Genomic DNA, 12,555 nt, shown 5'->3' on the forward strand with positions numbered 1-12,555 from the left:
CAGGGGCCGGCGGAACTCTCCTCCCGCCGGCCCCTTATCTGGCTACGCAATTCCCAAGGGAAAGCGCTGCACGGTTTTCCTGGAATTGTTCTAAAAAATCCCGTCGTGACGCTCCCGAAAGGAGTTCACGCATTGAGGCCCGGATCACTTCCGGGCCTCTTTTTTGGCAAACCGTTCCGGCAATGCCGGACTTTGCGCAATCACGTTCGCGTGATTGGGATTCTTGAGGAAACATCGACCACATCGGTTCCGAACTGTGGGGACGGTCGTCGTGCTGACGCTCGTGCCAACAACAGGGAAGGAACCATCTTATGAACCTCAGGAACATCTGCCTCGGAGCGCTCGCTCTTGCCATGGTCAGCGGTACGGCATTTGCCGGCGCTCTGGACGAGCCTGACAACATGGCGCCCTTCTTCACGGATTCCAGCATGAAAACCATGAAGCCGATGGCGGACTTCAAGACAGCCTTCATGGCCATGCCGATGGAAAAGCAGGACGCGATGAAGAAGGAATGTCAGGATGCGGCGATGAGCAAGCCGCATGCGGAATTCTGCGCGAATGTGCAGGCGCTCGGCGGCGCCAACTGATTTGCCGCGATCGGGCCGAGGCCTGATCTTTTTGTTGCCGACGAACGATGGTGGGCATACAGGCCCGCCATTGTTTCGTTCCGCGAAAGCGCTTTCACCTTCTCGGGTCGCTGTCCTCGGGCAGCAAGCGGCTCAATCGGCGGTAACGAGGTTTGATCATCTCAACCCTTATAGTTAATGCGCCCTTAACCTTCCCACCGATAGTCTGAGACCCGAATCTGCCGGAGTGCGCCACGCACCCGGCGAGTCCATGACAGACGGGGAAGAGCATGCGTTCAGGGGCTTCAGCACCGCTCGCGCTGGCCGATACGGGGCACGGCATCCAAGCGTTCGCACGGCGCCAGGTCGGGCGGCTGGTCGGCGCCGGGCTGTTCTTGGCTGTAGCCTTTGGCGTGGCCAGCCTTGCCACTTGGAACGTCGCCGATCCTAGTTTCTCCCACGCGACGAACAACACCGTCACCAACGCCATGGGCTATGCGGGTGCGGTGTTCTCCGACCTTGCCATGCAGTTCTTCGGCCTTGCCGCCGTCGCTGCCCTGGTTCCGGCCGTCATCTGGGGGTTCCTGCTGTTTTCCGCGCGCGGCGTCGACAGGCTGCCCAAACGCGGGCTTTCCTGGTTCGGCTTCGCACTGCTGGCCGCGGCAATGGCGGGCTGCGTCGTGCCGCCCAAGACATGGCCGCTGCCCACCGGCCTCGGCGGCGTGTTCGGCGACATGGTGCTGAAGATCCCCAGCGTCGTGATCGGCGGCTATCCGACCGGGCTGATCGCCAGCATCATCGCCATCCTGCTGGCCGCACCCGCGCTGTGGCTCTTCGCCCTCGGTTCGGCGCTCATCGGACGCAAGAACGGCTTCGCCGTGATGGAGGACGAGCCTGCCGTCGATCCTCGCGAGGACGACCTTTTGTTCGACAATGACGAGGACGAAGGCGACGAGGGTATCCTGGCGCTCGGGGCAATTACTCATTGGTGGCTCTCGTTCCGCGCGTGGATGCACCGTCGCGCCGTGCGCCGCAGGCAGGAGCGGGACGAGTTCGAGCCGGAGATGGAACAGCGCTCCACCGCCTGGCGGCGCGCCGCCGAACGGGTCGAATCGGCCGAGTTCGCCGAATCGCGGATGAGCCAGGATGGCCGTGCCCGCGTCGAGCCGGAATTCTTCGCCGCCATGGTCAATGACCGCAGCGCCTCGCTCGACCCCGACGACGTCGACATCTTCGACGTCGACGACGACATGGATTTCGAGCAGGACGAGCCCGCAATCCAGCGGCGCGCGGCGCCAACCGCAAAGGTCCAGCCGTTCCGCTCCGATGCCGCCACCCGCGTCGAGGCGCCGGCGCCGCGTCCGGCTCCCGGCGCCCGTGTACAGCGCGAGGCGCAGACATCGCTGATCGGCTCGGAAAAGTTTGAAATGCCGTCGCTGCATTTCCTCTCCGAACCGAAGAATGTGGTGCGCGACGCCAGCCTGTCCAAGGATGCGCTGGAGCAGAACGCGCGCCTGCTCGAAGGCGTGCTGGAGGATTTCGGCGTCAAGGGCGAGATCATCGCCGTCCGTCCGGGTCCCGTCGTCACCCTCTATGAACTCGAACCGGCGCCCGGCATCAAATCGTCACGCGTCATCGGCCTGTCCGACGACATCGCGCGCTCGATGAGCGCCATCGCCTGCCGCGTCGCCGTGGTGCCCGGCCGCAACGCCATCGGCATCGAGCTGCCGAACGCCAAGCGCGAGACCGTCTATCTCAGAGAAATCCTGGCCAGCCGTGACTTCGAGACGACGAAGGCCAAGTTGGCGCTGGCGCTGGGCAAGACCATCAATGGCGAGGCGGTCATCGTCGACATCGCCAAAATGCCGCACGTGCTGGTCGCAGGCACCACCGGCTCGGGCAAGTCGGTCGCCATCAACACCATGATCCTGTCGCTGCTCTACCGGCTGACGCCGCAGGATTGCCGGTTGATCATGATCGATCCGAAGATGCTGGAACTCTCGGTCTATGACGGCATCCCGCATCTGCTCACGCCCGTTGTCACCGATCCGAAGAAGGCGGTGGTGGCGCTGAAATGGACCGTGCGCGAGATGGAGGACCGCTACCGCAAGATGTCCAAGGTCGGCGTGCGCAACATTGACGGCTTCAATGCCCGCGTCAGCCAGGCCGACAAGAAGGGCGAAAAGATCTCGCGCACCGTGCAGACCGGCTTCGACCGCCAGACCGGCGAGGCGATCTACGAGACCGAGAACCTCGATCTCGAACCGATGCCCTATATCGTCGTCATCATCGACGAGATGGCCGACCTGATGATGGTTGCCGGCAAGGATATCGAGGGTGCCGTGCAGCGCCTGGCGCAGATGGCGCGCGCCGCCGGCATCCATGTCATCATGGCCACGCAGCGCCCGTCGGTCGACGTCATCACCGGCACCATCAAAGCCAATTTCCCGACCCGCATCTCCTTCCAGGTGACGTCGAAGATCGACAGCCGCACCATTCTGGGCGAGCAGGGTGCCGAGCAACTGCTCGGCATGGGCGACATGCTCTACATGGCCGGCGGCGGCCGTATCCAGCGCGTGCACGGTCCATTCGTCGCCGATGAGGAGGTCGAGAAGATCGTCGCGCATCTGAAGCTGCAGGGCGTGCCGGAATATCTCGACGCCATCACCGAGGACGACGGCGAGGACGACGACGAGCCGTCGGGCAAGGGTGGTTCCGGCGGTGGCGGCAACAGCAATTTCGAGGATTCCGACGATCCGTACGATCAGGCGGTTTCCGTGGTGCTGCGCGACGGCAAGGCCTCGACCAGCTATATCCAGCGCCGGCTGGGCATAGGCTACAACCGCGCCGCCTCGATCATCGAGAAGATGGAGAAGGAAGGGATCGTCGGTCCGGCCAATCATGCCGGCAAGCGCGAGATCCTGGTGCCGACCGAAGAGGACAAGTTCTGACCAGAAGGCCTGACCCTTGTGACATCCCGGTCTGGCAACCTTGAACTTTTCAAGGCGTTGAAGCGACCGAGGGACGCCTGACCGCCAAACTTCAGCCCAACTGGGGGTCCAAGCACCGAGTAACTCAGGAATCAGATGAGAGTGACCGACATGAAAAATGATCTTTCAGCGCTCAGCAAATTTGCACCCTCCCGGCGTCAGTTGCTGGGCCTCGGCCTGGCGTTTGCAGGGGCGGCAGCCTTCAACGCGGTGCCCGGCTTCCAGCTGCTGGCTTCGGCGCAGGCGGCCGTACCGGCCGCGGCACAGAAGATCGCCGACCATTTTTCCTCGGTGAAGTCGATGAGCGGCGAATTCGTGCAGTTCGGCCCCAAGGGCGAGCAGACCGGCGGCAAATTCTTCCTCGAACGGCCGGGCAAGATCCGCTTCAACTATGACGGCTCTTCGAACTTCCGGGTGATTTCAGACGGCCAGTCGGTGGTCATCCTCAACAAGAGGCTCAACACGTCCGATCTCTATCCGCTGTCGAAGACGCCCTTGAAGCTGCTGCTCGACAACAGGATCGATCTCTCCGGCGACCGTGTCAAAAGCGTCAAGCAGGAGGATGACCTCACCACCATCCAGCTCGCCGACAAATCGGTGTTCGGCAATTCGAAGATCACGATGATGTTCGATCCGAAAACCTTCGATTTGCGGCAGTGGACGATCACCGACGCGCAGGGCAAAGATACAACGGTGATGATCTTCAACACCAAGGAAGGCGTCAGCTTCGCGCCGGACACTTTCGCCATCGACTACACGGCGAACCGCGAGCTCAATACCAACAAGGCGCGCTAGCTTCAAACGCTTCAATAGCTGTGGAAAGCACCGGGCCGTGCCTCGTCGGGCGTTGCCCGGCTTGTCTTTGCGGCGTGCGGCTGGCAGTTTCTCGGACTGACTCCGTCAAAAGGCGTCTTCCCCGTCAGAGCCCATCGGCTCTGGCCGGCTGCACGCTTGTCCTGGATTGCCAATGTCCTTTTCCATCGCCACCTGGAACATCAACTCCGTTCGCCTGCGCATGCCGATCGTCGAGCGCCTGCTCGTCGAGCATGCGCCTGACGTGCTCTGCCTGCAGGAAACCAAGGTTCCAGATGAGCTGTTTCCCGAAAAGGCCTTCCGCAGGCTCGGCTACGAGCACATCGCCTTCCACGGCCAGAAGGGCTATCACGGCGTCGCGACCGTGGCTCGGCGGCCGATCGAAGTGGTCGAGAAACGACGCTTCTGCGAGATCGAGGACAGCCGGCACCTCTCTGTGACGGTTCGGGCCGGCGGCAAGGCGATCCTGCTGCACAATTTCTACGTGCCGGCGGGCGGCGACGAACCGGATCCCGTCATCAATAGGAAGTTCAAGCACAAGCTCGATTTCGTCGCCGAGATGAACGCCATCCGGGCCGAGCACGACGAGGTGTCCGGCTCGGTGCTGGTCGGCGACCTCAACATCGCTCCGCTCGAACACGATGTGTGGTCGCACAAGCAATTGCTCAATGTGGTCAGCCACACGCCGGTCGAGACGGAAAATTTCGAGGCGATGCGTCTCGCCGGCAACTGGGTCGACCTGATGCGACTCAACGTGCCGTATGAGCAGAAGCTTTATACATGGTGGAGTTACCGCGCGCAGGATTGGGAAGCCTCGAACCGTGGCCGGCGGCTCGACCATGTCTGGTCGTCGCCGAACCTGGTGCCGAGCTTTTCCGGCTACGAGATCCTGCGCCCCGCGCGTGGCTGGGAGCGCCCGTCGGACCATGTGCCGGTCATCGCTCGGTTCGATCTGGATTGATGCATGTCGCCCAAAAGTGACCTCGGTTTTGGGAGAACGACATGCATAAAAACAAAGACCTAAAGCGCGTCGCATGAATCCGTTTCAGCGCGACGCGCTTTAGGTGCGTCGATATTCAGGTGAAGCCGGCCTGACCTGAACACCGACACACCTCAAAGCGCGCCGAGGTCAGACAAATTCAAACGGCGTGCTTCAAGTCTTTGTTGGGCGTGTCGCTGCCCCAAGACTGCGGCGCTGACACGCCTGCCGTGTGATCCGGCAGATAGGAATGGTCGCGGCGGTACGTCGCCAGCATGCGTTTGACCGCTTCGATGATTGTCGGCGCCGGGACATTGGCGACCAGGCCGGTTGGGCTTGCATGGCGGGACTCGATCACGTCCACATTGTTCGAAAGCGGCCGCCAGCGGGCCATGTTGGCACCGCCACTGACGATAACCATCGGCGTCATCACCGTCGCCATCAGATGTGCCGTACCGCCTTCGGCACCAATGTAAAGATCGGCAAACTCTCCGAGCGCCAGCAGAACATCGCTGATATCGACACCGTCAACCGTGTTGGAATCGACGAGCCGCAGCTTCGGCACGCGTCGAGCCAGTTCAGCCATATCAGGGCCATCGCCCGGGGTTTTCACATAGAGAAGATTGGCCCCGTCGGCGATCATGCTGTCGGACACCGCGACAACCTGGTCCGCCGTCATGCGTTTGCCGCCATCGCCATGTGCGGCGACAATGATCAATGGAGCATGCTTGCCATCCGCCAGGCCTCTGGCCACTGCCCGCGCGGCGGGGGTGGACTCCAGCCGGTGGTCGAAAGGCAGCCGTTTGCCCGCAAGACGCTCGATGAGGCGGTGGTAGCGCCATGCATTGTGCTCTGGCCGTGCTTCGGATTTTTGGCCGGGGCGCCAGGAAAGGGCGAAAGCCGGAAAGTTTGCTTCGTAGGCGACGCCGCGACCGAGCAGCGACACTGATGCTTGAATCAGCCAACGCGCCGAGATGCGGAAATCGACAACGGCCAATTGCCCCTTGCCCTTGCGGTGGCTGGCCACCAGGTGCGCCAGGGGGGTCCGTACATTGATGGCATCGACCAAATGGCCGGCATGGCGATTGAGGACATGTTCCAGGGTCGATGGCCCGGTGGTTCCGTAGACGATGAAACTGTCGGGGAATGCCGTTCTGGCGGCGCGCAAAGCCGGAATCCGGATCAATCCGTCGCCGAACGCGTCATTGCGGGCATACAAGATGATCGTCTCGTACCGGGCTGGCAGCATGCCTCGCTCCCCCCAAGGAGCTTGGTGGTGGCGGTGCCTTTACGCCGCCCGCCTTCGAGGTTCTGTAGGATTTCACCTCTTGCCTGTCAACGAAGCTTGCCGCTCAAGTTCGCGCCGCAGGATGGCCAAGCCGTCGGCGTTTTTCCCACTCCGGCCGCAGTTGCGCCATGACCAGCTCGTCGCGATGCACACCTTTGAAGAACGCGCTGCCGCGCGCGATACCCTCGGCAGTGAAGCCGACAGCTTCGTATGCGCGACGCGCGCGATGATTGTCCGGGAAAAGGCCAATGCAGAGCCGGTAGGCGTCGGTTTCGACGAAAACCCGATCGACCGCCGCCGCCAGCAGCATCCTGCCATGGCCTCGTCCCGGTGCGGTGACGGCGATGCGCTTGACCAGCGTCACGCGCTCGGCGGAGGCCCATTGGCGCAGGATCACGAACCCGATCGGCATGGAGCCGTCGACACCGACAAAATAGGCATGAGCGTCGTCGAAAAGGGCCTGGCGATGACGCGCCTCGTCCCAGCGCCCGACCAAGGCGTCATAACCCTCGCGGCGTTCGGTCGCCATGATGAAGGGCAGGTCATTTTCGCCAGCGCGTACGAGCTGAAAGTTCATGTGCGCCTCAGCCGGAAAAGCGTGGCGCCAGTTCCTCGATGCGGCGGATCATTGCCTGAAATTCCTCGGAGATGCGCTGGTGGAGCTTGACCGCGACCTCGGGGTATTCCTCCAGGATGCGGCGGAACATCTTGCGGCTGAGCCTTATCACTTCCGAATCGATTTCGGCCGACGCGCTGGTCAGCCGGTTGGTGTCGGCGATCAATGCCAGTTCGCTCAGGATCGTGCCGGGGCCGGCGGTGCCTATCGGGATGCGTTCGCCATTCTGCTCCCGGTAGAGCACGATGCTCCCGGAAACCACGATATAGGCGCAATCGGCCTCGTCGTCCTCGCGGTAAAGCTTGTGGTTGGCAATCAGCCTGGTGTTCTCGGCGCCAAAGGCGAGCAGGCGCAACTGTTCCTGCGTGAAGCCCTCGAAGAGCCTCACGGCGGACAGGATGCGGATGTCGTCATCCAACGCCATCTAGCTGTGTCCCCGAACGGTCAGTCCAATCCCTCCTATACGGGCAGATCCCAGAAATTCCCTCCAACTGGATCGTACCCGAAAGCGGCCCCGCCCGGCCGCTCATTGGATAATGAAATGTTTAAGGAACCAGCTTGTAGCCGCCGCTTTCTGTCACAAGAATTTCCGCATTGGAAGGATCGCGCTCGATCTTCTGGCGCAGCCGATAGACATGGGTTTCCAGCGTGTGCGTGGTGACGCCGGAATTGTAGCCCCACACTTCCTCGAGCAGCACGTCGCGCGTCACCACTTTCTGGTCGGCGCGATAGAGATATTTGATGATCGAGGCCTCCTTCTCAGTCAGCCGCACCTTGCCGCCGCGCGGGTCGAGCAGCAGCTTCTGGCTGGGCTTGAAGGTGTAGGGTCCGACCGAGAAGGTGGCATCCTCACTCTGCTCGTGCTGGCGCAATTGCGCCCGGATGCGCGCCAGCAGCACGGCGAAGCGGAACGGCTTGGTCACATAGTCGTTGGCGCCGGCCTCGAGACCAAGGATGGTATCCGAATCGGTGTCATGGCCGGTGAGCATGATGATGGGCGCCTTGTAGCCCCCCTTGCGCAGGATCTTCACCGCCTCGCGGCCATCCATGTCGGGCAGCCCGACATCCATGATGAGCAGATCGATGAGGCCGCCGCGCGCCGCGGCGACACCTTTTGCCGCAGTCGATTCCTGCAGCACGTCGAATTCCTCGTAGAGGGATAATTGCTCGACCAGTGTGCCGCGCAGGTCGTCATCGTCGTCAACGATCAGAATGGTGCGTGAAGTCATGGATCAATCCGTTGTTTTGAAAAGAAAATTCAGTTGACCGCTGCCTGTTTATGCGGAAGCTGACCGGCACAACAGCCGTTCACAGTGATTTGTTCCGTGGCACGATCATACAAGAAAAAACACGATCGCAATGCAGCCGGCGCAATTTTGCGAAAGGGGCTGCGTGTGCTGACCGTTCGGGCCAGGCCCGGACATCCAAGCCAAGGCCTGCTGCAGGCCGGCAGAACGGTGTTTGCCTGCGCGCTGGGACGCGGCGGCATCTCGGCCGACAAGCGCGAAGGCGACGGTGCCACCCCGCTGGCCTCGATGCGGATACTATCGGGATATTTCCGGGGAGATCAGTTCTCCAGCGGCCGCAGGACCCGCCTGGCGATGACACCGATCGGGCCTGATCTGGGCTGGTGCGAAGTGCCTGACGACCGCAACTATAACAGGCCGGTCAAGATTCCCTACGGCGCCAGCCACGAACGCATGCGGCGCGACGACCGGCTCTACGACGCCTGCCTGGTGCTCGACTGGAACCTGGCACCGCGCCGGCGCGGGCGTGGCAGCGCCATCTTCTTCCATCTGGCGCGCCCCGGCTTCACGCCGACGCAAGGCTGCGTGGCTGTCACGGCGCAAACAATGGCGCGGTTGCTGCCGCTGCTATCGGACAGGACGGTGGTGAGGGTGGTGAGGTAGTAGGGGAGTAGGGGAGTAGGAACAAGCCTCGGCGCAGCCTTAGTTTTCCCTATTCCCTATTCCCTACTCCCCTACTCCCCTAACTACGCGGCTGCTGCCAGCCGATGTCGAGAAGACCCAGCCGGCCCATCTCACGGTCCATGGCGCGCGCTATGTCCTTGCGCCTGGCGCCGATATCGCGCAGTTGCCGATCGGACAGGTCTTCGACGTTCTGGTGCGGGAGATTGATCGCGACCCGGGCGTGACGCAACCAGTCAAGGGTCTCGGTCAGCCAGGCTGGACGGGGTGTCGATGAGTTCAAAACGATGATGGACATGGTTATGATCCGTTGTCTCCGGACATCAAATCCGGCTTGATGATGTTTCGATGATTGGATCATGCCAGATTGAAATCCCTATGAGAAACGAGTAGTTTTCTCTGGATCATCAAGTTTTATTTGAGGATAGGATGGCTCGCCTTCTACCCGGGACCCGTGCCTTGAGGACACTGGAAGCAGCGGCCCGGCACCTCAATTTCACCCGTGCCGCCGACGAGCTCGGCCTGACGCCGGCCGCGGTCAGCCATCAGGTCAAGGAAATCGAGGATCAGCTCGGATTGGTGCTGTTCACGCGCACCAGCCGCACCATCCGGCTGACCGAGGCGGGCACGGTGCTGTTCGAGGCCTCGACCGACGCGCTCGACCTGCTTGGCCGGGCCGTTTCGCGGGCACAAAAGCTGACGCGCGGCACCGCTCTTTTGAAGGTAACGCTCGACGCCCAGTTCGCGTCAAAATGGCTGATGCGGCGCGTCGACGATTTTCGCAAGCATCACCCCAGCATCGAGCTGCGATTCGACATCGCCTACGAAGTGCGGGATTTCGAACTCGATGACATCGATGTCGGCATCCGTTTTGGCGCTGGCAAATATCCAGGCCTTCGCGCCCACCGGCTGTTCGACAACATCCTCATTCCGGTGTGCAGCCCGAGCCTGTTGACCTCCGGTCCGCCGCTGCGCGAGCCACGCGATCTTTTCAATCACACGCTTGCCCATATCGAATGGTCGCGACAGGGCGTGACATGGCCGAACTGGCGAATGTGGATGGCGGCGGCCGGGGTCAACGATTTCGACGACAGCCGGACCGTCGTGTTCAAAAACTCCACGGATGCCGTCCAGGCAGCGCTCGACGGCAATGCCGTCGCGCTCGCCGATTTCGCCATGGTGGCGAACGACCTTTCCCAGGGAAGGCTGGTGCAGCCTTTCGAACTCGGCCTGCGGGTGGCGCCCGAGTTCGCCTATTTCCTGGTCTATCCAGAAAGTACCGCCGACGATCCGCGCATCGTCGCCTTTCGCGAATGGATCCTCGAGGAAGTCGCCAAGACGCGGACCACGGACAAAGGGCAGTAGGGCAGTAGGGCAGTAGGGCAGTAGGGCAGTAGGGCAGTAGGGCAGTAGGGGCATGGGCGTCGATGCCGCCTTCGGCCCCTACTGCCCTACTGCCTTTTGATCAGGTTGCCACCGCGCCGAACCAGCCGATCACGGCGCCGATGATCAGCAGCACGCCGAGCCAGTGGCCGCCGTCGATCAGGGTCAGGTCCCAGCCGAAATTCTCGTAGCGATGATTGACCGAGAGCGTCGTGGCGACGAAACCCAGCCAAAGCACGAAACCGAAGACCACGCCGGCAAGCAATGTCGGCTCGCCGCCGGTCATAGCGCCGACGACCAGGGCCATTATGGTGGCCATGACCAGTTCGGCGATGAAGCTGATGACGAAGGCAGCGACGATTTCTTTATCGTGGCCGGATCGAGCTTGGCGGCCTTCAGCCACGGCTTGCTCAGGCCCATGTACCAGGCGGCGCCGAACAGCCACGCCACGATTGCGGCAGCGACCACCGCCAGCCAGTTCACTGCTGAAAAGTCCATGAGTTTCCCCTCCGATGCACAGTGATGGAACGCCTGTTCGGCGATCGCGTCAAGCGAACCGCCAGACGGTCGTGCGCTTGACGAGCGCATCCTCCAAGGCTCGCGTGACCGCTACTTCATAGACCGCAAGCGGCTCCAGCCCTGCCTTCGGCAGGTACGACCGGCCGGGATCGCCGACGAAGATCTCGGCGCCGCGCGTCTTCAGCGTTGCGAACCACGGCATCAAGCGGTCGGCGAAGGATTTGTCGTAGAAAACGTCGCCGGCCAGGATCACGTCCCATCCCGCATCGGTGCCAACGCAATCCGTGCCGCGGAATTCGATCCCGACACCGTTGGCCTCGCCGTTGAGGCGGATCGCGGTGGCGCAGAACGGGTCGATGTCGGTTGCGATCACATTGGCGGCACCTGCCTTGGCGGCGGCAATGGCGACAAGGCCGGAGCCGGAAGCGAAATCGAGCACGCGCTTGCCCCGCACCGTGCCGGGATTGTCCAGGACATAGCGGGCAAGGCCCTGGCCGCCGGCCCAGGCAAACGCCCAGAAGGGCGGCGGCAGGCCGATCTCGACCAGCTCGTCCTCTGTTCGCTGCCACAAATCATGCGCTTCGTCAGCGAGGCGCAGAAAAATCTCCGGCACATGCGGCGGCGCCATCAGCGCCGTATTGTCGAGAATGAACTGTTTCGCGCTGTTGGGCGTCAGCGCTGTCACGGCGCGGGTGTCAGGCCGCCCATGCGGCAGACTTCCTTCCATTCGGCAGGTGTCACCGGCTGCACGGAAAGCCGCCCGAGCCGCACCAGAGCCATGTCGGCAAGCTTCGGATTGGCCTTGACCTCTTCCAGCGTCGGCGGGTTGGGCACATCCTTGACGGCGCGGATGTCGACGCATTCCCAGCGTGGATCGTCCGAGGTGGTGTCGGGATGGGCCAATGCGCAGACCTCGGCGATGCCGACCACGTTCAGCCCCTCGTTGGAATGATAGAAGAAGCCGAGATCGCCGATCTGCATCGCCTTCATGTTGTTGCGCGCGGCGTAGTTGCGCACGCCATCCCATTGCGTGCCGGCCTTGCCCTTGGCCTTCAGCGCCTCGAAGGAGAAGACCGAGGGTTCGGATTTGAACAGCCAGTAGTTCATGTCTTCTCTCCTCCTTGCGTTCGCGCGCCGGCGACCCGGATTAACTAGCCGCCGGCTTGTTGAACGTCCAGTTCCACGGGCGGATTTCGACGCTTTCGAACAGGCCCGCCCTGGCGTAGGGGTCGGCAGCCGACAAGGCCTGTGCCCCCGCCATGTCGGGCGCCTCGACAACGACAAGGCTGCCGTTGGGTTTGCCGTCGACATCGAGGAACGGACCGGCGAAGGCCAGCTTCTTGTCGCCGTTCAACCCTTCGAGAAAGGCGATATGCTCTGGCCGCGTGTCGAGGCGCACCTGCAGGCTTCCGGGCTTGTCCTTGCAAATTACAGCAAACAGCATGGTCTCTTTCCTGGTTGTTCGATTAAAGT

At 62.3% G+C, this 12,555-nt stretch carries 14 protein-coding genes and 1 pseudogene; 6 read left to right on the plus strand and 9 right to left on the minus strand.

Going from position 1 to position 12,555, the window contains the following annotated elements; genetic code table 11:
* Positions 1-311 precede the first annotated feature (311 nt).
* The 4 genes from ACSQ3L_RS05270 (at position 312) to ACSQ3L_RS05285 (ending at position 5,330) form a co-directional block, all read left to right on the plus strand.
* A complete protein-coding gene (locus tag ACSQ3L_RS05270) occupies positions 312-587 on the plus strand; it encodes a hypothetical protein (RefSeq protein ID WP_436158986.1) in 276 nt (91 codons plus the stop codon).
* A 269-nt stretch (positions 588-856) separates the two neighbouring features.
* Positions 857-3,517, plus strand: coding sequence for a DNA translocase FtsK (locus ACSQ3L_RS05275; RefSeq protein WP_436158987.1), 2,661 nt, complete (start codon positions 857-859; stop codon positions 3,515-3,517).
* 150 nt (positions 3,518-3,667) lie between these two features.
* Complete coding sequence (locus ACSQ3L_RS05280; RefSeq protein WP_436158988.1) at positions 3,668-4,351, plus strand: outer-membrane lipoprotein carrier protein LolA; 684 nt, start codon at positions 3,668-3,670, stop codon at positions 4,349-4,351.
* Between the two features lie 172 nt (positions 4,352-4,523).
* Positions 4,524-5,330 (plus strand): exodeoxyribonuclease III, encoded by an 807-nt coding sequence (locus ACSQ3L_RS05285; protein ID WP_436158989.1) that lies wholly within the window; start codon positions 4,524-4,526, stop codon positions 5,328-5,330.
* Positions 5,331-5,508: 178 nt separating this feature from the next.
* Here ACSQ3L_RS05285 and ACSQ3L_RS05290 read toward each other — a convergent pair whose 3' ends face one another.
* The 4 genes from ACSQ3L_RS05290 to ACSQ3L_RS05305 all read right to left on the minus strand — a co-directional run bounded on the left by ACSQ3L_RS05290 (position 5,509) and on the right by ACSQ3L_RS05305 (position 8,481).
* Positions 5,509-6,567 (minus strand): glycosyltransferase family 9 protein, encoded by a 1,059-nt coding sequence (locus ACSQ3L_RS05290; RefSeq protein WP_436158990.1) that lies wholly within the window; start codon positions 6,565-6,567, stop codon positions 5,509-5,511.
* Positions 6,568-6,700: 133 nt separating this feature from the next.
* The gene (locus ACSQ3L_RS05295) at positions 6,701-7,213 is read right to left on the minus strand and encodes a GNAT family N-acetyltransferase (protein ID WP_436158991.1); all 513 of its coding nucleotides are present in this window, start codon (positions 7,211-7,213) and stop codon (positions 6,701-6,703) included.
* A gap of 7 nt (positions 7,214-7,220) precedes the next feature.
* The gene (locus ACSQ3L_RS05300; RefSeq protein WP_436158992.1) at positions 7,221-7,676 is read right to left on the minus strand and encodes a Crp/Fnr family transcriptional regulator; all 456 of its coding nucleotides are present in this window, start codon (positions 7,674-7,676) and stop codon (positions 7,221-7,223) included.
* A gap of 121 nt (positions 7,677-7,797) precedes the next feature.
* Positions 7,798-8,481, minus strand: a complete 684-nt coding sequence (locus ACSQ3L_RS05305) for a response regulator transcription factor (RefSeq protein ID WP_013528898.1) — start codon at positions 8,479-8,481, stop codon at positions 7,798-7,800.
* Between the two features lie 165 nt (positions 8,482-8,646).
* Here ACSQ3L_RS05305 and ACSQ3L_RS05310 point away from each other — a divergent pair, with 165 nt between their 5' ends.
* Positions 8,647-9,162, plus strand: a complete 516-nt coding sequence (locus ACSQ3L_RS05310; protein ID WP_292182474.1) for a L,D-transpeptidase family protein — start codon at positions 8,647-8,649, stop codon at positions 9,160-9,162.
* A gap of 79 nt (positions 9,163-9,241) precedes the next feature.
* On the opposite strand, the gene ACSQ3L_RS05315 is transcribed toward ACSQ3L_RS05310, so the two are convergent.
* Positions 9,242-9,478 (minus strand): hypothetical protein, encoded by a 237-nt coding sequence (locus ACSQ3L_RS05315; protein WP_436158993.1) that lies wholly within the window; start codon positions 9,476-9,478, stop codon positions 9,242-9,244.
* A 131-nt stretch (positions 9,479-9,609) separates the two neighbouring features.
* Here ACSQ3L_RS05315 and gcvA point away from each other — a divergent pair, with 131 nt between their 5' ends.
* Positions 9,610-10,545, plus strand: coding sequence for a transcriptional regulator GcvA (gene gcvA / locus ACSQ3L_RS05320; RefSeq protein ID WP_436158994.1), 936 nt, complete (start codon positions 9,610-9,612; stop codon positions 10,543-10,545).
* Positions 10,546-10,645: 100 nt separating this feature from the next.
* On the opposite strand, the pseudogene ACSQ3L_RS05325 reads toward gcvA, so the two are convergent.
* From ACSQ3L_RS05325 to ACSQ3L_RS05340, 4 genes and pseudogenes are all read right to left on the minus strand, one after another.
* Positions 10,646-11,061: pseudogene (locus ACSQ3L_RS05325) on the minus strand (DUF1761 domain-containing protein).
* Between the two features lie 49 nt (positions 11,062-11,110).
* Entirely contained in the window at positions 11,111-11,710 is a 600-nt protein-coding gene (locus tag ACSQ3L_RS05330; protein ID WP_436163380.1) for a class I SAM-dependent methyltransferase, read from the minus strand.
* 53 nt (positions 11,711-11,763) lie between these two features.
* Positions 11,764-12,189, minus strand: coding sequence for an EVE domain-containing protein (locus ACSQ3L_RS05335; RefSeq protein WP_292182493.1), 426 nt, complete (start codon positions 12,187-12,189; stop codon positions 11,764-11,766).
* Positions 12,190-12,229: 40 nt separating this feature from the next.
* Entirely contained in the window at positions 12,230-12,526 is a 297-nt protein-coding gene (locus tag ACSQ3L_RS05340) for a YciI-like protein (RefSeq protein WP_436158995.1), read from the minus strand.
* Positions 12,527-12,555 lie beyond the last annotated feature (29 nt).

The organism is Mesorhizobium sp. LjRoot246 (assembly GCF_964254115.1).
In the GTDB taxonomy this organism is placed as follows: Bacteria; Pseudomonadota; Alphaproteobacteria; order Rhizobiales; family Rhizobiaceae; genus Mesorhizobium.